Genomic DNA, 25,763 nt, shown 5'->3' with positions numbered 1-25,763 from the left:
CCGCAAGCGAGAACCCCTGAGAGGATAGAGCCCTTTCCCGGCCTCTCCCGCATCCGCCTTCGCCAAGGCTTCGGCGGACAAGAGCGGGAGAGGTGAAGCAAGAAAACCTCAGCGCTTGTTGCGGATGGGAACGTCCATGTCCTCGATCTTCAGCTCGCGCACCGGCTCGAGCACGGCCCAGGCGACGTTCGGATCGACCTTGACCTTGAAGTGATACATGCTCTGCAGCGCCTGATGATCTTCCTTGCGGAACACCATCTTGCCCTTCGGCGTGTCGAACTCCAGGCCTTCCATCGCCGTGATCAGCTTCTCGGTGTCGGTCGACTTCGCCTTGGTGACGGCGGCGACGACGGACATCGCGGCGGCGAAGCCACCTGCGGTGAAGAAGTCCGGCGGCGCGTTGAAGCGCTTCTGGTGCTCGGCGACCAGCCAGTCGTTCACCGGGTTCTTCGGGATGTCGTAGAAGTAGTAGGTCGCGCCTTCCATCCCGGGCAGGCCCTTGTAGGCGGCGAGCGCCGGCAGGATGTTGCCGCCGGTGGAGAGCTCGATGCCGAAGCGCTTCGGGTCCATGTCCTGCAGCTTGGAGGGTGGGTTGCCGGCACCGGCCCAGATGATCCAGATGATCTTGCGACCCGGCTTGTCCTTCAGCGCGTCGAACAAGCGCTGGCCGACGGCAGTGAAATCGGTGGTGTTGGCCGGCGCATATTCCTCCGCGACCAGCGTCGCGCCGGTCTTGGCGAGCGCCTCCTTGAAGGCGGCGACGCCGTCGCGGCCGAACGCATAGTCCTGCGCCAGCGTCGCCACGGTGACGCCCTGCTTGCCGATCGCGACCGCGTTCGAGATCGCGTCCTGCGACGAGTTGCGCCCGGTGCGGAAGATGTAGCGATTCCACTTCTCGCCGGTAATCTGGTCCGCGACCGCGGGCTCGACGATCAGGATCTTCTTGTTCTCCTCGGCGACGGGGAGCATCGCAAGCGCTGCCGCCGACGAGGTCGTGCCGATCGCAATGTCGGCCTTGTCGTCCTGATAGGCCTCCGCGAGCGCGGTCTTGGCAAGGTCCGGCTTGCCCTGGTCGTCCTTGGTGATGACGACGATCTTGCGACCGTCGAGCGTCATGGTGCCCTTGGTGGCGTATTCAAAGCCCATCTTCAGGCCGGTCTCGGTCTGCTTGGCGTAGGCCTCGAGCGGACCGGTCTTGCCGTAGATCAGCGCGATCTTGAGATCGTCGGCCTGGGCGGAGGCGCCCGCGGCGAGCGCGACAATGGTTGTTGTTATGATGAGTGATCGACGCACGATGGTCCCTCCTGATTTGAAGTTTCTCGGTAACAGCGATTTGCACAAGCTTGCGAACATTGCAATTGAACCTTCCGCTGGAGCGGGCTGGCCTTTGCGGGCATGCATCATTTTTGGGCCTGCCTCGCTGCGCCGGCCTCGACCTGGCGCCAGTCCGACTGCGCCTCCTCCGCGCTTTCGAAGATGTGCGGCGCGACGCCGCGTTTCTCCAGGGCCTCACCAAGCTTGATGCGCAGGAAGCCCGACGTGGTGTAGCGCGACACGCCGGAATAGAAGCGGTCGACGAGGCTGCGCACCATCGCTGAATAATCGTCCATCAGCTCCGGCAGGATGGAAAAATTGTCATAATTGACGATGGCGTAGACCCGGCGGCCGAGCGGCGCCAGACGGGCCTCGACGAGGGACGCGATGGTGTCGATCTCGGCCTTGCTGCGCAGCGGGTAGCGCTCCAGATTGACGAAGAACAGGTTCTGCTGCTCGTCCAGCGTGAAGCGCTGATCGAGCGGGATGGTGAGCAGGCGCTCGCGCAGATCCATCAGACCCTCGCCGAAGATGCGCGCGTCCATCAGCGCCGGGTCGCGCGGGATCAGCGGCTTGAAATCCATCAGGCGCAGGATGTCGCGCTCGATGTCGATGCCGGGCGCGACCTCGGTGAGCTCGAGCCCCTCGCCCCTGAGCTCGAACACGCAGCGCTCGGTGACGTACAGCGTGCGTTGCCGCCGCGCGGCGGCAAACGGGCCGCTGAAGGTGACGTGCTCGACGCGATCGACGAACTTGCGCGACTTGGCTTCATCGAGGATGACGAGTCTCCCGTCGCGCACGGCGACGCGCTGCTTGCCCGCGCCGAACGTGCCGACGAAGACGACTTCCTTGGCATTCTGGCTGATGTTGATGAAGCCGCCGGCGCCGGCAAGCTTCGGCCCGAACTTGCTGACATTGAGGTTGCCGGCGCGGTCGACCTGGGCAAGCCCGAGGAAAGCGGCATCGAGACCGCCGCCATCGTAGAAGTCGAACTGGTACGGCTGGTCGATCACGGCCTGGGTGTTGATCGCGGCGCCGAAATCGATGCCGCTCGCCGGGATGCCGCCGATCACGCCCGGCTCCGCCGTCAGCGTGATGAGATCGATGATCCGCTCCTCATTGGCGACCGAGGCGATTCCCTCGGGCATGCCGATGCCGAGATTGACGACGCTGTTGGCTTTCAGCTCCAGCGCGGCGCGCCGGGCGATGATCTTGCGCTCGCTGATCGGCATCACCGGCAGAGAGGCGGCGCGGACCCGGATCTCGCTCGAAAAGGCCGGATTGTATTGCGTGCCGAAAGTCTGCCAGTGGTTCTCCGGCCTTGCCACGACGACGCAGTCGACGAGGATGCCGGGAATCTTGACCTGGCGCGGATTGAGGCTGCCGGCCTCGGCGACGCGCTCGACCTGGGCGATGACGATGCCGCCGGAATTATGCGCCGCCATGGCGATGGCGAGCGCCTCGAGCGTCAGCGCCTCCTTCTCCATGGTGAGGTTGCCGTCGGGATCGCCGGTGGTGGCGCGGATGATCCCGACCTGAATCGGAAACGTTCTGTAGAGCAGGCAGTCCTCGCCGCGCAGAGTGATCAGCTCCACCATGTCCTCGGTGGTGCGCGCGTTCAGCTTGCCGCCGCCGTGCCTGGGGTCGACGAAGGTGCTCAATCCGACGCGGGTGATGTGGCCGGGCCGGTGCGCGGCGATGTCGCGGAACAGATGCGTGATCACGCCCTGCGGCAGGTTATAGGCCTCGATCCGGTTCGCGATCGCAAGCTGCTGCAGTTTCGGCGCAAGGCCCCAGTGTCCGCCGATCACGCGCCGGACCAGCCCTTCATGCGCGAAATGATTGAGGCCGCGCTGCTTGCCATCACCTTGTCCGGCCGCATAGACCAGCGTCAGATTGCGCGGCTTGCCCTGCGTGTAGGGCGCATCGCCCTCATGGGACAGGTAGAGCTGCTCCAGCGCGATCGCGATCTCCTCGGCAAAGCCGATGCCGACGAAGCCACCGGTCGCCACGGTGTCGCCGTCGCGGATCAGCATGACGGCCTCAGTCGCCGAGACGACCTTGCCCTTCTCCGAATTGCGCAAGTAGGGCAGAGCTGGGTGCTGGCTCACGGCGTTCCTCCCGATCCCTTCGACCGCATGCCGTTATTGTTTTGCGTTGATCTTATCGCGGGGATCGGCCCTGGAACAGCTTGCTCCCCACGAGAGAAGGCAGACGAGAGCAAGGTCCGCGCCAGAGGCCGTCAATTCGCGGAAAGTGGCCAAAGCTGCGGTATTTCCCGCATGTCTGCAGCCGAAGAGTAGCCGGGCACCGTGTCCGGAATCCGAGACTCCGGACACGGGGAGTCTCGAAACTCAGACGGCAGCGGGTCCCGTGGCGAGACCGAACTTGGCGAGCTTCTTGTAGAAGGTTGCGCGCGAGATCCGCAGCATCCTGGCGGCCTCGGTGATCTGGCCGTTGCTGGCGGCGAGTGCCTGTTCGATCGTGTGCTTCTCGAACTCCGCCTCGGCTTCGGCATAGGGCACCACCGCTCCGGCCGGGCGCGCGGGCGGCGCAAGCCTGACCTCGGTGTCGACCGGGAGGATGCGCGCGACGTCCTCGCCGGTCAGCCGCCCGGAATCGCTGAGGATCAGCGCGCGCTCGAGGATGTTGCGGAGCTCGCGGACATTGCCCGGCCAGTCATAGCGTGCGAGCGCGGCGAGTGCGCTCGGCGTGATCTTCGCCTTGACGTAGTCGCCCGATCCGCTGATGTCGTCGAGCAGCCTGGCGCAGATGTCCGGGAGATCGTCGAGGCAATGGCGCAGCGGCGGCAGCTCGATCGAGAGCACGTTGAGCCGATAATAGAGATCGGGCCGGAACGCGCCGTCGCTGACGCGCTTGCGCAAGTCCACATTGGTGGCGGCGATCACGCGCACGTCCACCTTCGAGATCTTGTCCGAGCCGAGCGGCTCGATCTCGCGCTCCTGCAGCACGCGCAACAGCTTGGCCTGCAATTGCAGCGGCATCTCGCCGATCTCGTCGAGGAACAACGTGCCGCCGTCGGCAATACGGAATTTGCCCTCGCGCCCCCTGCGGTCGGCGCCGGTATAGGCGCCCGGCGCAGTGCCGAAGAACTCCGACTCGATCAACGTTTCCGGGATCGCCGCGACGTTGACGCTGACGAACGGCTTCTCCGCACGCGAGGAGGCGTTGTGAATCGCCTGCGCCAGCATCTCCTTTCCCGTTCCGGTCTCGCCGGTGAGCAGCACGGTGACGCTCTGACGCGCGGCGCGGCTTGCGAGCTCCTTGACCTGCGCCATTCCCGGCGTGTTGCCGACGAAATCGGCGAAGGTGAAGCGCGCGGCGCGGGCGTTGGACAATTGCCGCCGCGCCAGCCGCAGATCGCTCTCGAGCTGGGTGACGCGGGCGAGCAACGGCTTCAGGCTTTCGAGATGATCATAGAGGACGAATCCGATCGCGCCGATCACCGTCCCGTTCTCGTCCTCGATCGGCATGCGGGTGACGACGAGCTGCTCGCCGCCGAGCTCCATGATGTCGAGCAGGATCGGCTCGCCGGTCTCGGCCACCTTCCGCATCAGGCTGTTCGGGATGACCTCCTCGATCGGCCGGCCGATCGCCTCGCTCGTATGCTCGAGACCGAGCGCGGCGAGATATTTTTCGTTGACGTAGACGACGTGCCCGCCGCGGTCGATCGCGATGGCGCCCTCGCAAAGCTTTTCCAGCCGTTCGAACAGCGTCTCCATCGCGCGTGCGCGGAGATAGGCAGGGTCGCGGATCGAGGCGGAAGCGGACATGACATATCCCAGCGGAAGTCCGCCTGTGTATTAGCAAAAGGCCAGCAATTTCAAAGGGGGAAATGGCGGGGCGAATCTATGTCACCCTGAGGTGGCCGCTTCTTCAGCGGCCCTCGAAGGGCGACGGCCCGGTTGCATCTCGGCCGTGCATCCTTCGAGGCTCCCGGCGCGCTGCGTTGCATCGCGCCGCTCGCACCTCAGGATGACGGAATAGGGAATTCGTTGGGCGCGAGGAATGCAGCCCTACCGCCGATACCCGCTCGCGCGCGAATAGCCCTGGCGGTTCTGCTGCATCGGGCGGCTCGCCACGCTGACCCGCGCCTCGCTGGAGGCGGGTGTTGCGAGCTTCAGCTCTTCCAGGAAGATCGGCCGCGAGAAGTAGTAGCCCTGCGCGTAGCGGATCTTCGTTGCCGCCTGGAGATAGGCGAGTTCCTCGTAGGATTCGAGGCCTTCGGCGACCACCGTCATGCCGAGCGCTTCGCTCAAGGATTCGATCGCGCGCAGGATGCCCTGGCTGCGCGGGCGCTTATGGATGTCGGTGATGAAGGAGCGGTCGATCTTGATCTCGTCCGCGGTGATGTCGGCCAGCGCCGAGAGCGAGGAATAGCCGGTGCCGAAATCGTCGATGGAGATGCCGACGCCGAGCTTGCGGAACATCGGCAGGATCTCGGCTTGGAAATGATTCTTGGCGACGAAGGCGTCTTCCGTCACCTCCATCATGAAGCGCTGGGGAAAGCCGGTGTCGTCCAGCGCCCGCGCGAAGCTGCGCATGAATTCGGGATTGCCGGCCTGCTTGGCGGCAACGTTGATGCTGATGGTCCCATCCGCGCCGAACGTGTCGTTGATCAGGTCGATCGACTTGACGATCTCGGCGAGCACGAGATGGGTCAGCTCATCGATCAGCCCGAGCTCGCCGGCAAGATTGATGAACGAGCCGGGGGCCTGGATCACGCCTTCGTCGTCGCGCAGGCGGACCAGGGCCTCGATGCCCTTCACCGCCTGTGTGCGGATGTCGACCTTGGACTGGAAGGCGCAGCAGAAGCGCTTTTCCAGGATAGCCAGCCGCAGCGACTGCTCGACCTTCATCCGCGCCTGCGCCTCGCGCTCCATGCTGGTGTCGAAGAAGGTCGCCAATCCCTTGCCGTTGTTCTTGATGCGGTACATCGCGATGTCGGCGTTCTGCCGCAGCGTCTCGAAGCTGCTTCCGTGGTCGGGATAGAGACTGATGCCGACCGAGGTCGAGGCGAAGACTTCCGAATTGTCGATGAAGAACGGTGCAGTCAGCCGCTCCAGCGTCGATTGCATGAACTCGGCGACTTCCTCCTGGCTCTGGATCGGGGAGAGCAGCAGCAGGAATTCGTCGCCGGAGATGCGCGACAGTATGTCGGAATCGCGCAGGTCGCGCCCGAGCCGCTTCGACAGCTCGACCAGCAGCGCGTCTCCCACGGAGTGGCCGTAATAGTCGTTGATGTGCTTGAAATTGTCGACGTCGAGAAAGGCCAGCGCGAAACGCTCGCCGCCATGACCCGCCGCGAGCAGACTGTTGGCGCGGTGCTCGATCACGCGCCGCGAGGGCAATCCGGTCAGCTCGTCGAAATAGGCCGAGCGGAACAGCTGGTCCTCGAAATTCTTCTGTTCGGTGATGTCGGAGGATGCCGAGATCAGGAGCTCGCGCCCGGCGAGGCGAACGGGACGATGCGTGGTGAGCAGCACCTGGCGCGCGGCTCCGACGTGAAGCGCCTCCTCGGTCACGACCGCCTGGCCGGCGCTCAGCGCCTGCCGGCAGGCTTCCTGTCGCGGGGCCAGATCGGGTGAGGGACGGCTGCCGTCCATGCCGAGCTGGGCGGCGGCGGTATCGTTGACCAGCAGAAGCTCGCCATGCGCGTCCTGCACGGTGAGGCCGGCAGGTAGCATTCTAACGATTTCCTTGAGAAAACTGAGCTCGGCTTCAGTCGCGCCGGAATATGTATTGTCGTTCATACAAGTCATGAATCTTGTTGTTTCGGCGCGCCTTTGCAATGGGCGCGATCTTGCGCAGTTCCCTCTTAAGTTTGGTTAAGGGGCCAGGAGAAATACGGGGGTGTTTTGGAGAAAACTTGCGACGATGCGACGCGCGCTGACGATCGTCATTAACAGAGGGTCAACGCGCAAAGTGAAACTGCGAGAAGGGCGTGGCTGCGCTTTCGCTTCTATCGAGTCCGGCTGCGTTTAGGCCTCGGTCGAACGGTGCGAACTGCAGTCGACACTTTTCTTTGCCCCGGAGAAGTGATGCGCGAGCGGAGCTGGTTCATCATTCTCTATTCGCTTCGCGGGATTCGGCACTGCATGATGCAATGCAGCCCGGTCTTCAGATACGAGATCTCGGTCCTGCCATCGAAGGACGACAATGCCGATTTCAGCAGCTTGGTGCCGAAGCCGGGCTCGGACACCTTGTCCACGCTCGGCCCTTCGGTTTCGTCCCAGGTGATGGTCAGGCGGTCGTCGCTGATGGTCCAGGACACCTGCAACAGGCCGCGCGGTGAGGAGAATGCGCCATACTTGCCCGCATTGGTGGCAAGCTCGTGAAACATCAATGACAGCGTGACCGCGAGCTTCGGCGGCAGGAACAATCGGTCGCCATTGAGGGTGAAGCGGACATGGCCATAGGGGCCGAGCTCCGAGATCAGGAGGTCGCGGATATCGCAGCCGCCCTTGTCGATCCGCGAGATCAAATCGTCCGTTGCGGCCAGCGAGCGCAGCCGGGGATCGACCCGGGCCCAGACCTGCGGGTGATCGTGCAGCACCTGATGCAGCACGGCATGCACCGTCGACAGCTTGTTCTTCAGCCGGTGCTGGAGCTCCTCGACCAGCAGCTTGCGATACTCTTCCTCCTCGATCAGGCGTTTGGAGATCCGGCGCTGCTCTGCCAGCATGGTGCGATAGTGTTCGACACCCCAGATGGTTATCGCGCAGACGGCCCAGTAAAGGGCCAGCAGGGCAAAGCGCGCGCGGTCGGCAAAGGCATCGCCGAAGTTCAGGACGACTCCAAGCACGCCGCCGATCAGCGCCGTGACCACGCCGATCCGGAATCCTCCCAGGGCAGCTGCAAAGAACACGGCCGGAAAGTACGGCGTGAAGTAGATGTCGGGGCGAACCTGAGCGAGGCCCCAGCGGACCAGGGTCGCGGCCAACAGGCAGACTATCGCAAACGAGATGCTCAGACCGAGCGAGGGCGGCGCCGCGCCCTGCCAGCCCTTGCGGAACTCGTCGATCAGCTTCCCCATGCGCAGCCCAGTTGCGATATGCGTTCGAACATCGAGCGGCCCGTGAGAACGTTACGCATGCCGCCCGCACAAGCATAGCTTGCCTTGTCGGAAGCGGGCAGGGATAGTGGCCGCTCCGGCGACGGCGGCGGCCGACATTCGCCATTTGGCATCAAATCACTCGAAAACAGGAACATTCCATGGGCAGGCTGGACGGCAAGGTTGCGGTGATTACGGGGGCAACGAGCGGGATCGGATTGCGCACTGCGGAAGTCTTCGTTGCCGAAGGTGCCAAAATTGTGATCGCGGGGCGACGCGTAGCGGAAGGCGAGGCGCTGGCAAAGCAACTCGGGGCCAACTGCATCTTCCGCCAGACCGACGTGACGGTCGAAGCGCAGATGCAGGCGCTGATCGCGCTCGCGGTCGAGAAATTCGGCAGGATCGATTGCCTATTCAACAATGCCGGCGGGCCGGCGCAGACCGGCGGCATCGAGGGCCTCGAGGCCGAGCGGTTCGATGCGGCGATGGCGACGCTGGTGCGCAGCGTCATGCTCGGCATGAAACACGCCGCGCCACACATGAAGAAGCAGGGGGCGGGCAGCATCATCAACAACGGCAGCATCGCCGGCCGCCTCGCCGGATTCTCGTCGTCGATGGTCTATAGCGCGGCCAAGGCGGCGGTGATCCATCTCACCAAATGCGTGGCGATGGAGCTCGGCGAATCCAACGTCCGCGTCAACTCGATCTCGCCCGGCGCGATCGCAACGGGCATCTTCGGCAAGGCGCTGGGGCTCTCGACCGACGCAGCGGAGAAGACGCCGGCGGTGATGCGCGAGGTCTACAAGACCGCGCAGCCGATCCCGCGTGCCGGCCTTCCCGACGACATCGCCCATGCCGCGGTGTTCCTGGCCAGCGACGAATCCAGCTTCGTCAACGGTCACGACCTCGTCGTCGACGGCGCCATCACCGGCGGCCGCAACTGGAGCCAGCAGCAGCAGGGCTACGTGGCTCTGCGCAAGGCGTTCGATCAGGCGTAGCGGATAGGTCTCGTGCCCGGACGCGGTGCGGCGCGAAGTGCCGCTCCGCAGAGCCGGGGCCCATCTCTCCTGGTTGAATGTGACTCTCGATTCTGGGTCCCGGCTCGCGCTGCGCGCGTCCGGGACAAGAGAGGCTAAACCGCCTTCACCGTCACCCGCAGCCCGTCCCGCGGCTTCGGGATCGGCCACATCTGCCAGTCCGGCTTGTAGCCGGGCGCCAGCGTCACCTCGATGTTCTGCAAAAAGTGCCGCGCGAAACATTTCGCCTGCATGTAGGCGAAGTGCAGACCGAGGCACATATGCGCGCCGCCGCCGAACGGCACGAAGGCGAAGCGGTGGCGGTTGCGCTGCGCTTCCTCGGTGAAGCGCAGCGGATCGAAGCGGTCCGGCTCCGGCCAGATGTCCTTCATGTGGTGCGTATAGAGCGGATTGATGCCGACGGCCGTGCCGGCGGGGATCGCAAAGCCCTTGAAGCTGAAATCGCGCATCGCGCGGCGCGGCATCGACGGCACCGGCGGCCTGATCCGCAGCGCTTCCTTGAACGCCATCTCCGACAGTGGCATCTTTTCGAGATCGTCGAAGCTGCTCGGCGCCCCCGGGGCAAGCCCGAGCGCGAGCACCTCCGCGCGCAGCCTGTCTTGCCAGCCCGGATTGGCGGCGAGCTCGCCGATGAAGGACGTCAGCGACGAGGTCAGCGTGTCGTGCGCCGCCATCATCAGGAAGCTCATGTGGTCGATGATGTCCTGCTCCGAGAGCAACGCGCCGTTCTCATGGGTGGCGCGGCAGAGCTGCGAGAACAGATCGTCGCCGCCATGATTGCCGCGGCGGAGCGGAATCTGCTCCCGGAAATAGGCGACGATGCGCTTGCGTCCCTTCACCCCTCGCGCCATCTGGGTGCCGGGCAGGGGGCGGCGGACCGGCGAGACGGAGGCGGCGACCATATCGACGAAGGCGCGGTTGATCTCGTCGACCTCAGGCCCGATATCGGCGCCGAGGAACGAGGCCGCAGCAAGATCGAGCGTGAGCTGCTTCATCGCCGGATAGAGCTGCATCTCGCCGGGTTTTGCCTTCCATTGCGCGACGCGCGCAGAAATGCCGCGGTCGAGATCGCCGAGATAGGACTTCATCGGCCCGGACTTGAAGGCGACCGACAGCGCCTTGCGATGCAGGCGATGCTCGTCGAAATCGAGCAGCATCAATCCGCGCGGAAACAGCAGGCCCAGAACCTTGTTCCAGCCATGCGTCGAGGAGAACAGCTTTTGCTGGTCGAACAGCACGAGCTCGTTGGCCTCGGGCCCGAGCAGCACGACATTGGTTTCGCCGAAAAAATGCGTACGGTAGACCAGGCCGTATTTGGCGCCGTTGGCTTCGATATGGCCCTTGGGATCGGCGAGCACCTGAAACGTCTTGCCGATGATTGGCCAGCCTTCGTCGCCGGGGATGTGGGTCAGCTCGTTGCGTCTGGGCGGGGTGAACTGAAACGCGGGGGCGGCCACATTCTGCATCGACATGACGATTGCTCCGGTTGGCTGACCGACAGAATCTGCGCGACCGACGGCAATATTGCGGCCCGCGCCAGGCTGATGCGATCAGCTTAGCACGGGCCGATATCACCTGCTTGAGATCGTGGCCGCAGGTACTGCGCAACGCGCCCCTACCGCTTCGCGGCTTCCTTCTGCAGATCCGGGGCGTTGACGGCGGGAATGGCGACGCGGCCGGGGCCGGTGACCTTCAGCGCCTCGGCGGCCTTTTCGTTCTCCATGATCTTGGCCATCACGGCCTGTCCCGCGCGCTCGAAGATCGCGCGGTTCTCGATCACGAACTTTTGCGATTTGCGCAGGCCGTCGATATAGCCGTTGATCTCCGGCACGACGTAGCGCGCCACCATGTCCCAGCTCCGCCGCGTCGCTTCCGGATTGGCCCAGTCGTGCACGAAGCCGATGATGGCGCCGACGCCGCCGGAGACCTGCATCACGTTCTTGATGGTTTTGACGAGATCGTCGGGCGTGCCGATGGTGGACGCGGCTCCCTCGACGAAGGCGGTCTTGTCGACAGCCTCGTCGGGTGAGGAGAATGCGGTGAGGCCCGGCCGCTGCAACGTGCCGACATTATATTCGTTGTGCCAGCGCATCAGCCCGGCGCCCGCTTCGCGGCGCGCCTGCTCACGGGTCTCCGCGATGTGGAAGGTCAGCAGCACGCGCCAGTCGGCACGGTTCACCTTGGTACCGTGCTTCTTGGCGGCATCCTCGGCGAACTGCCATTGCTGCTGCAGCGACATCAGTCCCTGCGTCGTCATCGAGCCCAGCGAGATGATGCCGATGCCGTATTTGCCGGCGAGCGTCATGCCGGAGGGCGAGATCTGCGAGGCCACCACGAACGGCATCTCCTCCTGCAAGGGCAGGATCTGCAGCGCGGCGTCGTTCATCGTGAACCAGTCGCTCTTGGCGGTGACGCGCTCGCCGTTGAAGAGGCGGCGGATGACGCCGATCGCCTCGTCCTGGCGGTCGCGCTGCGTCATCGGGTCGATGCCGAGCGTGTGCGCGTCCGAGGCGAGCGCGCCCGGGCCGGAGCCGAAGATGGCGCGGCCGCCGGTCATATGGTCGAGCTGCACCATGCGCTGGGCGACATTGAAGGGATGGTGATAGGGCAGCGACACCACGCCGGTGCCGAGCTTGATCCGCTTGGTGCGCTCGCCGGCCGCGGCCAGGAACATCTCGGGCGAGGCGATCATCTCCCAGCCGGACGAATGATGCTCGCCGCACCAGAACTCGTCATAGCCGAGTGCATCCAGCTGCTCGACGAGGTCCAGATCGCGCCGGAACTGCAGCATCGGATGCTCCCCGATCGGGTGATGCGGGGCAAGGAAGGCTCCGAACTTCAGGCGCGCCATGGCGGTCTCTCCGGCTTTGATTTTCTGCTTGTTGAGACGGCAAGGCTACGTGCCTGATGGCGCGAACGCAATCGCGCGATGTCCCGCGCAGCGGAATGCAGGCATGCGAGGTGAGGCGAGGTGGGCATCGCGGCGCCGTGTTGCTGATCGAGCGCTGCGCGATCGCAGGCCTTGCTGCGCTCACGCTCGTTACATTCCATGTCGATGCGCCGACGTCGTCCGCGCCTGCGCTCATCATGATCATCTTCGATGAGGGGCGGGACTCCTCATGGCGCGGTGTTGTCCACCGCCCGAGCCGTGCAATCAGCGCGCGCAGGATCTGTCGTCTCGCTCAGGCCGTTTGTGACATCATCATGATTTGCGCCGCATTTCCGGCGTGCATGCCCGCGCATCTGCACGATGTTGAGGCATTGCGGTTAATACGTGGGATTCCTGCAGGAATCCGGGGCCTTTTCGCGAGATTGACAGCGCACGGTCTTTTTATTTTGCAATGCAGCAACTATCTGGTTGGACTGGACGTTGAACGTCGCCCACCAGGAAGTTGCCGTGTCGCTAGCCAAAAATATCGATCTGTTGAGACGTCTGCCGAGGCTGGACGGACTGCGCTTTGCCGAGCTCGGCCGCAGCGCTGATTCATCCAGCCCCTTGGAGGAGGTCCTTGGTTTCGGCGACAATCGCGGAGCCTTGCGCATGTTCGCGTTCGTGCCGGCGCAATTGCAGAAACCGCGCGCGCTCGTCGTCGTGCTGCATGGCTGCGGCCAGACGGCAGCCGCTTACGATCTCGGCGCGGGTTGGTCGACACTGGCACGGCACTATGGCTTCGCGCTGTTGATGCCCGAGCAGCAGCGCGTCAACAACGGCAACACCTGTTTCAACTGGTTCAGTCCGGAAGACACCGTGCGCGGCAGCGGCGAGGCGCATTCGATCCGCGAGATGATCGCGCACATGGTCGACACGCACCGCATCGATTCCAGGCGCATCTTCATCACCGGCCTGTCGGCCGGCGGCGGCATGACGTCGGTGATGCTCGCGACCTATCCGGAAGTCTTCGCGGCCGGCGCGGTGATTGCCGGGCTGCCCTATGGCATCGCCTCGAATCTGCGCGAGGCGCTCGAGGGCATGTTTCATTCCCCAGCGCGTCCCGCGCGCGAGCTCGGCGATCTCGTGCGCAGCGCCTCGGATCATCGCGGGCCCTGGCCGAAGGTCTCGGTGTGGCACGGCAGCGCCGACCGCACCGTCAATCCCGGCAATGCCAACGAGATCGTCAAGCAATGGCTCGACCTGCACGACCTTCCTGACGCGCCGATGGCGGAGACGGTCGTCGACGGCCATCCGCGCCAGGCCTGGTGGAACAAGGACGGCGAGACGCTGGTCGAATCCTACGCCATCACCGACATGGCGCATGGCACGCCGCTCGGGCTGGCCGACAACGATCAGCGCTACGGCATCGAAGGCGCATTCCTGATCGAGGCCGGCATTTCCTCGTCCTACCACATCGCAAAGTTCTTCGGCCTCACCGGCTGGATTCCGGACGCCGCGACGAGGAAGGCGGAAGCCAAGCCTGCCATGAAGCCTGCAACGAAGCCGGCGCTCTCGCCCGCGCCGCATCTCGCGCGCTCGATCCGTGCAGCAATTGCCGAAGAGCAGGCCGAGCCGCAGCCCGAGAAGGCTCGCCGCTTAGATCTCGGCCAGATCATCACGCGCGCGCTCACGGCCGCGGGGTTGATGAAGTAGCCGGGCTCGCAGAATGCGCTGGCCGGAAGGCCACAGAATAAACCAGCTACATCTCGCCGGTGATGAATGGATTGGTCATGCGCTCCTGGCCGATGCTCGAGCCGGCGCCATGGCCGCAGATGAAGCCGACATCATCGCCGAGCGGCAGCAGCTTTGTCTTGATCGAACTGATCAGCGTGGCGTGACTGCCGCCGGGCAGATCGGTGCGGCCGACCGAGCCCGCGAACAGGACGTCGCCGACATGGGCAAAACGTAACGCCTTGTTGAAGAACACCACGCTGCCGGGCGAATGGCCCGGGCAGTGCAGGATGTCGAACTTGAGATCGCCGATCGACACGGTGTCGCCCTCATTGAGCCAGCGGTCGGGCGCGAAGTTGCGTACGCCGGTCATGCCGAAGCGCGCGCCGCTTTCGACCACGTTGTCGAGCAGGAATTTGTCCGCTTCATGCGGGCCCTCGATCGGCACCTTCAGCGCATCACGCAAATCGGCCGCGCCGCCGACATGGTCGATATGGCCGTGGGTCAGCCAGATCTTCTCCACGGTGACGCCGGTCTGCTTGATCGCGTCCAGAATCTTCGGCACGTCCCCGCCGGGATCGATCACCACCGCTTTCTTGGCGGGCTCGTCCCAGATGATGGTGCAGTTCTGCTCGAACAGCGTCACGGGAACGATGATCGCGCCCGCCTTGGGTGGCGAGGAGTCCTGGGTGTCGGTTTGCTCAGTCATGGCGCCACAATGCCGATTTTTGTCAGTCCGCCAAGCAAAAGATTCGGGCGAGAGCTTCGGGAACAGGAGCGGCCCTCGTCACACGGCCGTCCCAATTGGTCTGCCAATTTGAACCGGGGCGATGCTGTCGCGTTCTCCCGCGCGAGGCGCAGATTTGGGTGGTCTTCGGCATGGCTCGAGGCAACGAGAATTGGTGGCGCGACGGCATCTTCTATCAGATCTATCCGCGCTCGTTTCAGGACTCCGATGGCGACGGCGTCGGCGATCTCGCCGGCATCCTCAGGCGGCTGCCTTACGTGAGATCGCTCGGCGTCGACGCGATCTGGCTGTCGCCGATCTTTCCCTCGCCGATGGCGGATTTCGGCTACGACATCTCGGATTATGTCGGCATCGAGCCGCTGTTCGGCACGATGGCCGATTTCGACGCGTTGCTCGCGGCCGCCCACGACAACGGCCTGAAGCTGATCCTCGATCTCGTGCCGAACCACACATCGGACCAGCATCCCTGGTTCATCGAGAGCCGGTCGTCGCGCGACAATCCCAAGCGCGACTGGTACATCTGGCGCGATCCGGCCCCCGATGGCGGCGCGCCCAACAACTGGCTGTCCGAGTTCGGCGGCAGCGCGTGGCAATTCGACGAGACCACGGGTCAATATTACTACCACGCCTTCCTCGCCCGGCAGCCGGACCTGAACTGGCGCAATCCGGATGTCCGGGCCGCCATCTATGATGTGATGCGGTTCTGGCTCGACAAGGGTGTCGATGGCTTTCGTGTCGACGTGATCTGGCACCTGATCAAGGACGCCGAATTCCGCGACAACCCGCCCAACCCGCATTATGTCGAGGGCCGGCCGCCGAACGAGAAGATCCTGACGCAGTACTCGACCGATCAGCCGGAGGTGCACGGTGTCATCGCCGAGATGCGACGCGTCACCGATTCCTACGGCGCCCGCGTCCTGATCGGCGAGATCTATCTGCCGCTGCATCGCCTGATGGCCTATTACGGCAACGATCTCACCGGCGCGCAGATGCCGTTCAATTTCGCGCTGCTCTCGACCTTCTGGAGCGCGCGCTCGATCGAGAAGATCGTCGAGGACTACGAGAAGGCGCTGCCGAAGGGCGCCTGGCCGAACTGGGTGCTCGGCAATCATGATCGGCCGCGCGTGGCGAGCCGCGTCGGCCCCGAGCAGGCCCGCGTCGCGGCCATGCTGCTGCTGACGTTGCGCGGCACGCCGACGCTTTACTACGGCGACGAGATCGGCATGCATCAGCTCGCGATCGCGCCGGAGGACGTGCGCGATCCATTCGAGAAGAACGTGCCCGGCATCGGCGTCGGCCGCGACGGCTGCCGCACGCCGATGCAGTGGGATTCGTCGAACTTCGCCGGCTTCTCGGAGGCGAGGCCGTGGCTTCCGCTGCCGGAGGATCATATCCGCGAGAATGTCGCCAATCTCGAAGCCGATCCGCGCTCGATCCTCAATCTCTACAAGGGCCTGATCGCCCTGCGGAAGAGCTGTCTCCCGTTGGTCGCCGGTGACTACCACCCGATCTCGGCGCAGGGCGATCTCCTGATCTACCGCCGCGACGCCGGCGGCAGGGCGGTGATCGTGGCGCTCAATCTCGGCCCCGAGCCGGTCGCCGTGACTACCAGCGCCATCCGGTTCGGCAGCGAGATATTGCTGTCGACGTTCCTCGATCGCGAGGGCGAGCGGCTGGAAGGCGTGCTGGATCTGCGCGCCAATGAGGGCGTGGTGGTGGCGCCGCCCGCCTGACTGTCGTCCCCGCAAACGCGGCACGGCAGTGGAAAATGCAGCCGCGACTGACCTCAACGGGCCGTGTGCACACGACCGGAATCGGCTAAGCTCGGGCCATGGACAACACCGCCCGCAACATCGCCCTCGTGCCGCCGCCGGACCGTCGCCAGTCTGAGACCGCGCTCGCCATCGCGCGCGGCACGGCGCGGCTGCTGCGTTCGCTCGGCTTCTCCTGCATCAGCGAATTGCCGCTGCCCTCGGGCCGCCGTGCCGATCTGGTGGCCCTCAATGAGCGCGGCGAGATCTGGATCGTCGAGATCAAGTCGTCGGTGGAGGATCTGCGCGCCGACCAGAAATGGCACGAATACCGCGCCCATTGCGACCGGCTGTTCTTCGCCTTCACGCAGGATCTGCCGTGCGAGATCTTCCCTGATGACACCGGCCTGATCATCGCCGATGCCTATGGCGCGCACATGCATTGCGAGGCGCCCGAGCACAAATTGCCGGCACCGACGCGCAAGCAGATGACGGTGCGCTTTGCAATGGCGGCAGCCTTGCGGATCAACCGGCTGGTCGACCCGCAGGGCCACGCGGATTTCTGGGAATAGGCGGGCCGGGCGAAGCGCGGCGTGATCCGGTCTCCTCGTGATGCGAGGTCGCCGGTTTTCCTTCCGTCCCAATTACTTTTTGGCGTGCGCCGCCCGGATCGGACCAAAAGGTCCGTACATATGCTGCTGCTGATCGAAGCCATCGGCGTACGGTCCGTAAGGCGCATCGACCGGCTTGGTCGAAAGGTCTGGATAGTCCTTGTCGAGACCGGCCTTTTTCGGACGCGGTTGAGAGATCATATAGGCCGCCACGTCCCATGCCTGCTCGGCCGTGAGCTGCGGATTCAGGTAGTCCGTCCCGTGCGGCATGTTGAAGTGCACGAAGTTCGCCGCGGTAATCAACCGCGCCATGCCGGCGCCATCATTGAAACTATCCGGGCCCCAGAGCGGCGGCACCATGTAGCCGAGATCGACGCTCGGAACGCTGCGGCGTATTCCGGAGCCGTCCTCATTGTGACAGGAAAGACAGGCCTTCGCGTAGATCGCCTTGCCGCGAACCGGGTCGGCTGCCCGATCGAGCTCAGGCATCGATCCGGTGCCGAGTCCTGACAATGCCTTGCCGGCCGGCACGCCGGACGACAGAAACCTGATGTAAGCCACGAGGGCTTGCATTTCCGGACTCTCGAGTGGCAGCGCGCGGCCATTCATGCTGCGCGTCATGCACGAGTTCACACGGTCCTCGATCGTGATCTCGGCGCCGAGCCGGGCGCTGTATTGCGGGAAGAGCTCGACCAATCCGAAGATCGGCAAGCCGAACTTCTTCGTGCCGGCTTCGAGATGGCAGTTGCTGCAGGCGAGATTGTTGCCGGCATAACGCTTGGCTGAATCCGGCACCTCCGGCCCGATATGGGCGTAGGTCGCAGTGATGAGGTCGCGCCCGCGCCGCACGAGCCGGCCATGAGCGTCATCAGGCAGCGCGCCGACTTCCGGCACCGTCCAGACCGGAGAGGATATCTGCTGAGCTCGCACCGCGGCCGGCGCGGCTACGGCGATGACACCGACGGCCACCGCGCGCATCGTCCAGAGGCCAAGCAATGCAAGAAGCGGCGTAGGGTGAACCATCGATCTCTCGACATCAGGTGGATATTGAACGCGCCAGGTGGGCTCGATGATGCGCCGTCTGAGGTTAACGTCGGGTTCAACGAACTCGCGAGGCCAACACTTGGGCTTACCGACACGACGCCGGGACGTCAGGCCAGGGCACGTTCAGGGCCGACCGACCTTGGGCATGTTGAGCTATGGGAGCGCGCCCGTCGAGTTGTGAAATCCGCAGCTGACCCGGCTTTCGCTGTCGCCGTTCCCTCCGCGGAAACGGCGATCCCGGGTCAACGTCAACGCTTCGACCACGCCAAGCATCTCCGCCTCAAAGGCCGAAGATCTGCATGCTCATGAGTGAACGCCGAGACTACCGCGGCGCGCGCTTGGCCAGAATGCGCTGCAGCGTGCGGCGGTGCATGTTGAGTCGGCGCGCCGTTTCCGAGACGTTGCGGTTGCACATCTCGTAGATGCGCTGGATGTGCTCCCAGCGCACGCGGTCGGCCGACATCGGGTTGGTCGGCAGCTCGGATTTCTCCGCGCTGGTCGACAGCAGTGCCGCGACGACGTCGTCGGCATCCGCCGGCTTGGAGAGATAATCGATCGCGCCCATCTTCACCGCGGTGACGGCGGTTGCGATGTTGCCATAGCCGGTCAGCACGATCGCGCGTGCATCTGGGCGCTTCTTCTTCAGCGCCGAGACCACGTCGAGGCCGTTGCCGTCGCCGAGCCGCAGATCCACCACCGCGAATGCCGGTGCCGACTTGCCGATCTGCGCAAGTCCGTCCGAGACGGTGTCGCACGATGTCACCGAGAAGCCCCGCGTTTCCATGGCGCGCGACAGCCGCTCCAGAAACGGCTTGTCGTCTTCCACGATGAGAAGCGAGCGGTCGCTCTGTTCGTTCAGTTCGGCAATGGCGTTCAAGGTTTTGTCCTCTCTCCAGCGCACCGACATATGGCCTCGCAATCACGCGGTGCCAAGGCCGCCGATCGTCGATCGGCCCTGTTGTGCGACGCAAGGTCGCGGCTATCCTATGGTTTCTTCGTGCGTCTCGATAGCCTCAAAACGCTGCCTGGGCCATGTGATCTGGACCACCGCGCCGTGTTCCGGAAAGGTCCGATTGGTAAACGAGACCTTGGCGCCGGTGCGTTCCAGCAAGGTACGCGCGATGAACACGCCGAGGCCGAGGCCGCGTCGTCCGCCGCCGCCATCGTCCTGGGTACGGCGCCGCGACAGATAGGGCTCGCCGATCCGGTTGAGGATGTCGGGCGGAATGCCCGGTCCGTCGTCGGAGATCACGAGTTCGATAGTGTCCTTGTTCCACCATGCGTTCACCTCGACGGTGGTGCGGGCGAAATCGACCGCGTTCTCGACGATGTTACCGATGCCGTAAAGGATCGCCGGATTGCGCGAGCCGACCGGCTCGGCCGCCGCGGCCACCGCGATCCGCACCTTGATCTCGACGCCGAAATCGCGGTGCGGCGCCACCACCTCCTCGATCAGCTCCGACATCTTCATGCGGTCGAACGGCGCGCCGGTGGAGGAGAGCTGGGTGATCTTGCTCAGGATATCGCGGCAGCGCTGGGTCTGCTCGCGCAAGGTCTTCAGGTCGGCGGCAAAGCTTGGGTCCTTCACCGTCTTTTCCAGTTCGCGCGAGATCAGGAAAATCGTCGCGAGCGGCGTGCCGAGCTCGTGCGCGGCGGCGGCGGCTAGTCCGTCGAGCTGGGTCAGATGCTGCTCGCGCGTCAGCACCAGCTCGGTCGCGGCCAGTGCGTCCGCAAGCTTGCGCGCCTCCTCGGTGACCTGGAACGAGTAGAGGCTGGTGACGCCGATCGCGAGTGCGATCGAGAGCCAGACGCCGACGAGATAGACCGGCGGCAGCACCAGCGGATCGTCGGAATCCCACGGCAGCGGAAAATGGAAGAAGAACAGGAGCGAAGCGCAGGCAACCGCGAGCAGGCCGAGGCCGAAGGTGAAACGGGCCGGCAGCGCGGTGGCCGAGATCAGCACGGGCGCGAGGAACAGGAACGAGAACGGGTTCTGCAGGCCGCCGGTGAAGAACAACAGGCCGGCCAGCTCCACGATGTTCAGCGCGAGCAGCCCGGCCGCCTGCATCGGCTCCAGCCGCTGCATCGGATTGGCCGCGGTCTGGAGCGCCAGATTGAGTGCGGCCGACAAAGCGATGATGCTGACACAGGGGATGATCTCGACGTTGAACTCCAGCCCCTGTGCCACGATGAAGATCGCGGCGAGCTGGCCCAGCACCGCGAGCCAGCGCAGCCGCAGGATCGTGTCCAGCCGGATGTGCCGCTGCGCGTGGCGGAAGTCGGAAGCGGCAATTTCGGTCATATCGGACAATGTGGCGGTGCTTTCTCGATCACAACGCTGGGCTCGCGGAACCACGCAGGCATTACAAGCCTTGCGCTCTTCGCTGCAATAGCAGAAGAACGGCCAGCATGACCGAGAATGACAAGGCTTCAAGTCGGCCGACTGTCGCGGATCGCAGCTCGTCCGCGGCAATCGCGGTCGAGCACCTCGTCAAGGTCTACAAGCAGACCCGCGCCGTCGACGATATCTCCTTCACGCTTCCGCGCGGCAGCATCACCGGCCTTCTGGGCGGCAACGGCGCCGGCAAGACCACGACCATCGCGATGATCATGGGCCTGGTGCTGCCGACCTCCGGCCGCGTGCAGGTGCTGGGGCATCGCATGCCCGAGGAGAGCGCGGCCGTGCTGGGCCGGATGAATTTCGAGAGCCCCTATGTCGACATGCCGATGCGGCTCACGGTGCGGCAGAACCTCACCGTGTTCGGCAAGCTCTATGCGGTGAAGAATCTCTCGGACCGCATCGCGAAGCTCGCCGAGGATCTCGACCTCACCGAATTCATCGACCGCGCCAACGGCAAGCTATCGGCCGGTCAGAAGACCCGCGTGGCGCTGGCGAAGGCGCTGATCAACCAGCCCGAGCTGCTGCTCCTCGACGAGCCGACCGCCTCGCTCGACCCGGATACCGCCGACTGGGTGCGCGCGCATCTGGAACGCTACCGCCGGGACAACAGCGCCACCATTCTCCTGGCCTCGCACAACATGCTCGAGGTCGAACGGCTCTGCGACCGCGTCATCATCATGAAGCGCGGCCGTATCGAGGACGACGACGCGCCGGAAGCGATCATGGCCCGCTACAACCGCACCACCTTGGAAGAGGTGTTTCTGGACGTCGCGCGCGGCCGGGCGAATGGCGCACGGGAGGCAGCAAGATGAGAGACGCGGCCTTGTGTGACTGTCGTAGCCCGGGTGAGCGGAGCGATACCCGGGACCGCGGCAAGCAAAGTCCCGGATGTCGCTTCGCTCATCCAGGCTACAGGGGGGCGCGATGACCGAGCTCTCCCTCCATCGCGGCATCTCCGTTCATCGTATCGGCGCGATGATCCTGCGCTACTGGTATCTCTTGCTGTCGTCCTGGCCGCGGCTGCTCGAGCTGCTGTACTGGCCGGCGCTGCAGGTCATCACCTGGGGCTTCCTCCAGCTTTACATCGCCGAGAACGCCAGTTTCTTCGCGCGCGCAGGGGGCACGCTGATCGGCGCCGTCATCCTCTGGGACATCCTGTTCCGCGGACAGCTCGGCTTCTCCATCTCGTTCCTGGAAGAGATGTGGGCGCGCAACCTCGGCAACCTCATGATGAGCCCGCTGAAGCCGATCGAGTTTCTGCTGTCGCTGATGGTCATGAGCCTGATCCGGCTCGCGATCGGCGTCATCCCGATGACGTTGCTCGCGCTGTTTCTGTTTCACTTCAACGTCTATGCCCTCGGCCTGCCGCTGATCGCCTTCTTCTGCAATCTGATCTTCACGAGCTGGTCGGTCGGCATCTTCGTCTCGGGTCTGGTGCTGCGAAACGGCCTTGGCGCCGAAAGCATCGTCTGGACCCTGATGTTCGCGATCCTGCCGCTCGCCTGCGTCTACTATCCCGTCAGCGTGTTGCCGGTCTGGCTGCAATACGTCGCCTGGGCATTGCCGCCGACCTACGCCTTCGAGGGCATGCGCGCGCTCCTGATCGAGCACACCTTCAGGACCGATCTGATGCTGCAGGCATTGGCCATCAACGCCCTGCTTCTGGCTGCATCTTTTTGGGCATTCCTTGCCCTTTTGCGCAGCGCCCGGGAGCATGGCTCACTGCTGTCGGGTGGCGAATAGGGTCACTTTCCCGTGGATTCATGGTGATTTGGCCGCTTCGGCTACGTAGATGTACGGAACCATGCATTGACGCAATATTACGCATTCGGCAGTATGCTGCGATGCGAAGAGGAATATAGCAATGCCCATTGGTGAGTTTGGCGGCGCGCCGCCGCTGGCGGCAGAAGGCAGTCCGGTCCTGACGACGCCGATGTACTGGATGTACGAGATGGCTCATGCCTCTCTCAATCCGGCACGTGCGGTCACCGACGCGACCAAGCTGCTGTTTCAGAATCCCCTCAACCCCTGGGCGCGCACCGAGGTCGGCAAGTCGGTCGCCGCGGCCTGCGAATTGTTCGAGCGCACCACGCGCCGCTACGGCAAGCCGGAATGGGGTCTCAACGACACCGAGGTCAACGGCATCCGCGTTCCCGTCGAGGTCCGCTCGGTCTGGGAAAAGCCGTTCTGCAAGCTGCTCTATTTCGATCGCAAGTTCGCCCGCCCGCTGCGCAGTCCGCAGCCGCGCGTTTTGATCGTGGCCCCGATGTCCGGCCATTATGCGACGCTGCTGCGCGGCACGGTCGAGGCTTTCCTGCCGGCGCATGAGGTCTACATCACCGATTGGGCCGATGCCCGCATGGTCCCCTTGAGCGAAGGCCGCTTCGATCTCGACGACTACATCGACTATGTCATCGAGATGCTGCACGTCCTCGGCGGCAACACCCATGTCATGGCGGTGTGCCAGCCTTCCGTGCCCGTCGTCGCGGCCGTCTCCATCATGGAAGCGCGGCGCGATCCGTTCGTGCCGACCTCGATGACGTTGATGGGCGGCCCGATCGACACCCGCCGCAATCCGACCGCGGTGAACAACCTCGCCCAGGAGCGCGGTATCGATTGGTTCCGCAACCACGTCATCACCAAGGTGCCGTTCCCGCATCCGGGCATGATGCGCGACGTCTATCCGGGATTCCTGCAGCTGAACGGCTTCATCAGCATGAATCTCGATCGGCACATGGATGCGCACAAGCAGCTGTTTGCCAATCTGGTGAAAGGCGACGGCGATCTCGTCGACAAGCATCGCGACTTCTATGACGAATATCTCGCGGTAATGGATCTCTCGGCCGAGTATTACCTGCAGACCGTCGACACCGTGTTCGTGAAGCACTCGCTGCCGAAGGGCGAGATGACTCATCGTGGAACCCGCGTCGAACCCTCCAAGGTCAAGCGCGTCGCGTTGATGACGGTCGAAGGCGAGAACGACGACATCTCCGGCCTCGGTCAGACGGAAGCAACGCACGGTTTGTGCAGCTCGATCCCCGATCATCGTCGCGTTCATTACGTCCAGAAGGGCGTCGGACATTACGGCGTGTTCAACGGATCGCGTTTCAAGTCGGAGATCGTGCCTCGGATTCACGACTTCATGGTTTCGGCTGCGAATCCGAGTTCGTTGCAGGCTCTCGCGGCTGAATAAAGCGTTTTCGAGCGAAGTGGTGGCCGGTTCGCGTAAAGAAAACGCGTCAGAATAAGAATCTGGAGCCGTCCGATGTTCATCGGAACGGCTGCAGCCGCGGATTTCGGCTTTCCCGTCGAAATTCCGGCGCCTGTCGGGGCCTCCGACGGGGATAAGTTCCCGCCGGATTCGCGGTATTTAGGTAGCTTTATAGGAGTGAGTCTTTCCTCACCCCTTGGGGGTGTCGCATGCATCCAGCGGGGGCGAAAAAAACGGGTTCCAACCCCAGTCTATAGGGTCTCCCGGGCGCCTGACCGCTGTATATTGGGCAAATGATTTGTTTTTGCGCCGAGCGCTTTCCCTGGCGGCGGTTATGGCAGAATCCGGGCGAACTCCTGCTCCCCGGACTGACAGACATGGCCACTCGCGCACTCCTTTATCGTCGGCCCCACGAACCGAAGACCCTCGTCATCACCCACGGATCGCAATTTTTTGCCATCCGATTGCGTCGGCATCGCCGTGCGCGCCGCTACACGCTCAGAATTCATCCGAGCGACCGCGAAGCCATCCTCACCATGCCGCCGCGGGGCACGCTCGCCGAAGCGAAGGACTTCGCGCAGCGTCACGGTGCGTGGATCGCCGCGCGTCTCGGTCGCTTGCCGAAGGCCGCGCCGTTCCAGCCTGGCACGGTGATACCGCTCCGCGGCACGCCGCATCGCATCGTTCATCGCGCCGGCACGCGCGGCACGGTGTGGACCGAGATGCGAGATAGCGGTGAACGCATCCTCTGCGTCGCCGGTGGGCTCGAACATGTCGACCGCCGCGTCGGCGACTTCCTCAAGCGCGAGGCGCGCCGCGATCTTCAGCGCTCGGCGGAAGCCTATGCGGCCGAACTCGGTGTCAGGGTCAAGCGGCTCTCGATCCGCGATCAGTCCAGCCGCTGGGGCTCCTGCACCTCGGCCGGCTCGCTGTCGTTCTCCTGGCGCCTGATCCTCGCACCGCCCTTCGTGCTCGACTATCTCGCCGCCCACGAAGTCGCTCATCTCGTCGAGATGAACCACTCGGCGCGGTTCTGGCGCGTGTGCGGCAAGGTCTGCCCGTCGATGGAGCGCGCCAAGAAGTGGCTCGACACCTACGGCAACGATCTGCACCGGTACGGCGTCGAGGAGTAGGCTCTCACTACCCGCCTAACACTCGCTGTCGTCGTCCGGCTTGACCGGACGACCCAGTATTAAAGAGACCGTTGTTGTTGAGCCGGGGCGTGCTGTACTAGATGCCTCGCTTTCGCGGTAAGTGACAGCAGAGAGCGGGGCAGCTTCAAACCACCCTCATGCACTGAAATCCGCACTCGTTCCCGCCTGCGCGCGTGAGGCCAGATAGGCTGATTGCTGCTGCGCGCCAGCCGTCTGCCCCTCCGCCACCATCGCCTGGAACGCCGCGTCGAGTTGCTCGCGACTATATGTCGTGGGCCTGCTCTCGCGCGGCGTCCATTGCAATTGCGTGATGGCCGTGGAGGCCTTCTCGACGGTGCCGCCAAGCAGCTCGGCGTATCTGTCGGCCCGCCATTGCGCCAGGTCCGGCCCGCTCAAGCCGGGAGGATCCTCGAGCTTGCCGACCTTCGCCGCGGCCTGGTTGGTCATCACCGAGGACCCGCCATTGTACAGCGTGGCCACCACCTTGCCGTCAACCTTGACCTGAGCGTAGGTGTTCTCCGGTGCGTTGTCTGCGGCGACCGGTTGCGTCGCACTCGCGTCGTGAGTCCTCAGCCAGTTCGTTGCCAGGAGGTCGCGCAGGTGGGGATTGTCCGCCGCCGATATCACCTTCGCACCTGACAGCGGCTTGACTTGCGAGACGTCAATCCGGAAGCTGCTGGTCGCAGCGTCAGTCGCGTCCGGTACCACCGGTTGGAGACCCGATGCCGCATTCGACGCGGGAGTTGATGCGGGCCGCAGATGAGGCAACGCCGCACCGGATACATTTGAAATCATCGAACGCTCCCAGGTCCCT

The 25,763-nt window shown here is 64.2% G+C and carries 20 protein-coding genes; 8 read left to right on the top strand and 12 right to left on the bottom strand.

Annotated features, from left to right (window positions below; genetic code table 11):
* Positions 1-108: 108 nt before the first annotated feature.
* The 5 genes from FJV43_RS15610 to FJV43_RS15590 all read right to left on the bottom strand — a co-directional run bounded on the left by FJV43_RS15610 (position 109) and on the right by FJV43_RS15590 (position 8,371).
* Positions 109-1,293 (bottom strand): substrate-binding domain-containing protein, encoded by a 1,185-nt coding sequence (locus FJV43_RS15610; protein ID WP_239628274.1) that lies wholly within the window; start codon positions 1,291-1,293, stop codon positions 109-111.
* Between the two features lie 107 nt (positions 1,294-1,400).
* Entirely contained in the window at positions 1,401-3,425 is a 2,025-nt protein-coding gene (locus FJV43_RS15605; RefSeq protein WP_275973719.1) for an acyl CoA:acetate/3-ketoacid CoA transferase, read from the bottom strand.
* 243 nt (positions 3,426-3,668) lie between these two features.
* On the bottom strand, positions 3,669-5,108 hold the full coding sequence (locus tag FJV43_RS15600; protein ID WP_239628272.1) for a sigma 54-interacting transcriptional regulator: 1,440 nt from the start codon (positions 5,106-5,108) through the stop codon (positions 3,669-3,671).
* A 243-nt stretch (positions 5,109-5,351) separates the two neighbouring features.
* Positions 5,352-7,088, bottom strand: coding sequence for an EAL domain-containing protein (locus FJV43_RS15595; RefSeq protein WP_239628271.1), 1,737 nt, complete (start codon positions 7,086-7,088; stop codon positions 5,352-5,354).
* Between the two features lie 317 nt (positions 7,089-7,405).
* The gene (locus FJV43_RS15590; protein ID WP_028176853.1) at positions 7,406-8,371 is read right to left on the bottom strand and encodes an HWE histidine kinase domain-containing protein; all 966 of its coding nucleotides are present in this window, start codon (positions 8,369-8,371) and stop codon (positions 7,406-7,408) included.
* 179 nt (positions 8,372-8,550) lie between these two features.
* On the opposite strand from FJV43_RS15590, the gene FJV43_RS15585 reads away from it, so the two are divergent.
* Complete coding sequence (locus tag FJV43_RS15585; RefSeq protein WP_239628269.1) at positions 8,551-9,387, top strand: glucose 1-dehydrogenase; 837 nt, start codon at positions 8,551-8,553, stop codon at positions 9,385-9,387.
* A 134-nt stretch (positions 9,388-9,521) separates the two neighbouring features.
* On the opposite strand, the gene FJV43_RS15580 is transcribed toward FJV43_RS15585, so the two are convergent.
* Together FJV43_RS15580 and FJV43_RS15575 are read right to left on the bottom strand one after the other, a co-directional pair.
* Entirely contained in the window at positions 9,522-10,898 is a 1,377-nt protein-coding gene (locus FJV43_RS15580) for a cytochrome P450 (protein WP_239628268.1), read from the bottom strand.
* Between the two features lie 143 nt (positions 10,899-11,041).
* Positions 11,042-12,277 (bottom strand): LLM class flavin-dependent oxidoreductase, encoded by a 1,236-nt coding sequence (locus FJV43_RS15575; RefSeq protein WP_239628266.1) that lies wholly within the window; start codon positions 12,275-12,277, stop codon positions 11,042-11,044.
* A gap of 546 nt (positions 12,278-12,823) precedes the next feature.
* Between FJV43_RS15575 and FJV43_RS15570 the strand changes: the two genes are divergently transcribed.
* Positions 12,824-14,011, top strand: a complete 1,188-nt coding sequence (locus tag FJV43_RS15570; RefSeq protein WP_239628264.1) for a PHB depolymerase family esterase — start codon at positions 12,824-12,826, stop codon at positions 14,009-14,011.
* Between the two features lie 46 nt (positions 14,012-14,057).
* Here FJV43_RS15570 and FJV43_RS15565 read toward each other — a convergent pair whose 3' ends face one another.
* Complete coding sequence (locus tag FJV43_RS15565) at positions 14,058-14,738, bottom strand: MBL fold metallo-hydrolase (RefSeq protein ID WP_239628263.1); 681 nt, start codon at positions 14,736-14,738, stop codon at positions 14,058-14,060.
* 170 nt (positions 14,739-14,908) lie between these two features.
* Here FJV43_RS15565 and FJV43_RS15560 point away from each other — a divergent pair, with 170 nt between their 5' ends.
* Both FJV43_RS15560 and FJV43_RS15555 read left to right on the top strand, forming a co-directional pair.
* Positions 14,909-16,510 carry an alpha-amylase family glycosyl hydrolase gene (locus FJV43_RS15560; protein WP_239628261.1) on the top strand — a complete coding sequence of 534 codons (1,602 nt, stop codon included), beginning with the start codon at positions 14,909-14,911 and terminating at the stop codon, positions 16,508-16,510.
* A gap of 98 nt (positions 16,511-16,608) precedes the next feature.
* Entirely contained in the window at positions 16,609-17,100 is a 492-nt protein-coding gene (locus tag FJV43_RS15555) for an MmcB family DNA repair protein (RefSeq protein ID WP_239628260.1), read from the top strand.
* A 72-nt stretch (positions 17,101-17,172) separates the two neighbouring features.
* Here the strand turns inward: FJV43_RS15555 and FJV43_RS15550 are convergent, their stop codons facing one another.
* The 3 genes from FJV43_RS15550 to FJV43_RS15540 form a co-directional block, all read right to left on the bottom strand.
* Positions 17,173-18,162, bottom strand: a complete 990-nt coding sequence (locus FJV43_RS15550; protein ID WP_239628258.1) for a c-type cytochrome — start codon at positions 18,160-18,162, stop codon at positions 17,173-17,175.
* A gap of 343 nt (positions 18,163-18,505) precedes the next feature.
* Positions 18,506-19,060, bottom strand: coding sequence for an ActR/PrrA/RegA family redox response regulator transcription factor (locus FJV43_RS15545; protein ID WP_028176842.1), 555 nt, complete (start codon positions 19,058-19,060; stop codon positions 18,506-18,508).
* Between the two features lie 102 nt (positions 19,061-19,162).
* The gene (locus tag FJV43_RS15540; RefSeq protein WP_197965395.1) at positions 19,163-20,485 is read right to left on the bottom strand and encodes an ActS/PrrB/RegB family redox-sensitive histidine kinase; all 1,323 of its coding nucleotides are present in this window, start codon (positions 20,483-20,485) and stop codon (positions 19,163-19,165) included.
* Between the two features lie 107 nt (positions 20,486-20,592).
* Between FJV43_RS15540 and FJV43_RS15535 the strand changes: the two genes are divergently transcribed.
* From FJV43_RS15535 to FJV43_RS15520, 4 genes are all read left to right on the top strand, one after another.
* Complete coding sequence (locus tag FJV43_RS15535; RefSeq protein WP_239628255.1) at positions 20,593-21,396, top strand: ABC transporter ATP-binding protein; 804 nt, start codon at positions 20,593-20,595, stop codon at positions 21,394-21,396.
* A 112-nt stretch (positions 21,397-21,508) separates the two neighbouring features.
* A complete protein-coding gene (locus FJV43_RS15530; RefSeq protein ID WP_239628254.1) occupies positions 21,509-22,327 on the top strand; it encodes an ABC transporter permease in 819 nt (272 codons plus the stop codon).
* 121 nt (positions 22,328-22,448) lie between these two features.
* Complete coding sequence (gene phaZ / locus FJV43_RS15525; RefSeq protein ID WP_239628252.1) at positions 22,449-23,777, top strand: polyhydroxyalkanoate depolymerase; 1,329 nt, start codon at positions 22,449-22,451, stop codon at positions 23,775-23,777.
* A 311-nt stretch (positions 23,778-24,088) separates the two neighbouring features.
* On the top strand, positions 24,089-24,928 hold the full coding sequence (locus tag FJV43_RS15520; protein WP_239628250.1) for a SprT family zinc-dependent metalloprotease: 840 nt from the start codon (positions 24,089-24,091) through the stop codon (positions 24,926-24,928).
* A gap of 156 nt (positions 24,929-25,084) precedes the next feature.
* Here the strand turns inward: FJV43_RS15520 and FJV43_RS15515 are convergent, their stop codons facing one another.
* Complete coding sequence (locus FJV43_RS15515) at positions 25,085-25,744, bottom strand: hypothetical protein (RefSeq protein WP_239628249.1); 660 nt, start codon at positions 25,742-25,744, stop codon at positions 25,085-25,087.
* Positions 25,745-25,763: the final 19 nt, after the last annotated feature.

Origin of the sequence: Bradyrhizobium sp. I71 (assembly GCF_022354745.1) — a bacterium.
Lineage (GTDB): Bacteria > Pseudomonadota > Alphaproteobacteria > Rhizobiales > Xanthobacteraceae > Bradyrhizobium > Bradyrhizobium liaoningense.
Note: the sequence above shows the minus strand (reverse complement) of the source record. Positions and strands in the feature narration are given on the sequence as shown.

Coding starts and splice junctions, on each gene's coding strand:
- FJV43_RS15540 (WP_197965395.1), bottom strand. CDS start 20,485: ATGACCGAAATTGCCGCTTCCGACTTCCGCCACGCGCAGCGGCACATC.
- FJV43_RS15565 (WP_239628263.1), bottom strand. CDS start 14,738: ATGACTGAGCAAACCGACACCCAGGACTCCTCGCCACCCAAGGCGGGC.
- FJV43_RS15580 (WP_239628268.1), bottom strand. CDS start 10,898: ATGTCGATGCAGAATGTGGCCGCCCCCGCGTTTCAGTTCACCCCGCCC.
- FJV43_RS15595 (WP_239628271.1), bottom strand. CDS start 7,088: ATGAACGACAATACATATTCCGGCGCGACTGAAGCCGAGCTCAGTTTT.
- FJV43_RS15555 (WP_239628260.1), top strand. CDS start 16,609: ATGGACAACACCGCCCGCAACATCGCCCTCGTGCCGCCGCCGGACCGT.
- FJV43_RS15550 (WP_239628258.1), bottom strand. CDS start 18,162: ATGGTTCACCCTACGCCGCTTCTTGCATTGCTTGGCCTCTGGACGATG.
- FJV43_RS15560 (WP_239628261.1), top strand. CDS start 14,909: ATGGCTCGAGGCAACGAGAATTGGTGGCGCGACGGCATCTTCTATCAG.
- FJV43_RS15535 (WP_239628255.1), top strand. CDS start 20,593: ATGACCGAGAATGACAAGGCTTCAAGTCGGCCGACTGTCGCGGATCGC.
- FJV43_RS15520 (WP_239628250.1), top strand. CDS start 24,089: ATGATTTGTTTTTGCGCCGAGCGCTTTCCCTGGCGGCGGTTATGGCAG.
- phaZ (WP_239628252.1), top strand. CDS start 22,449: ATGCCCATTGGTGAGTTTGGCGGCGCGCCGCCGCTGGCGGCAGAAGGC.
- FJV43_RS15600 (WP_239628272.1), bottom strand. CDS start 5,108: ATGTCCGCTTCCGCCTCGATCCGCGACCCTGCCTATCTCCGCGCACGC.
- FJV43_RS15575 (WP_239628266.1), bottom strand. CDS start 12,277: ATGGCGCGCCTGAAGTTCGGAGCCTTCCTTGCCCCGCATCACCCGATC.
- FJV43_RS15515 (WP_239628249.1), bottom strand. CDS start 25,744: ATGATTTCAAATGTATCCGGTGCGGCGTTGCCTCATCTGCGGCCCGCA.
- FJV43_RS15585 (WP_239628269.1), top strand. CDS start 8,551: ATGGGCAGGCTGGACGGCAAGGTTGCGGTGATTACGGGGGCAACGAGC.
- FJV43_RS15530 (WP_239628254.1), top strand. CDS start 21,509: ATGACCGAGCTCTCCCTCCATCGCGGCATCTCCGTTCATCGTATCGGC.
- FJV43_RS15590 (WP_028176853.1), bottom strand. CDS start 8,371: ATGGGGAAGCTGATCGACGAGTTCCGCAAGGGCTGGCAGGGCGCGGCG.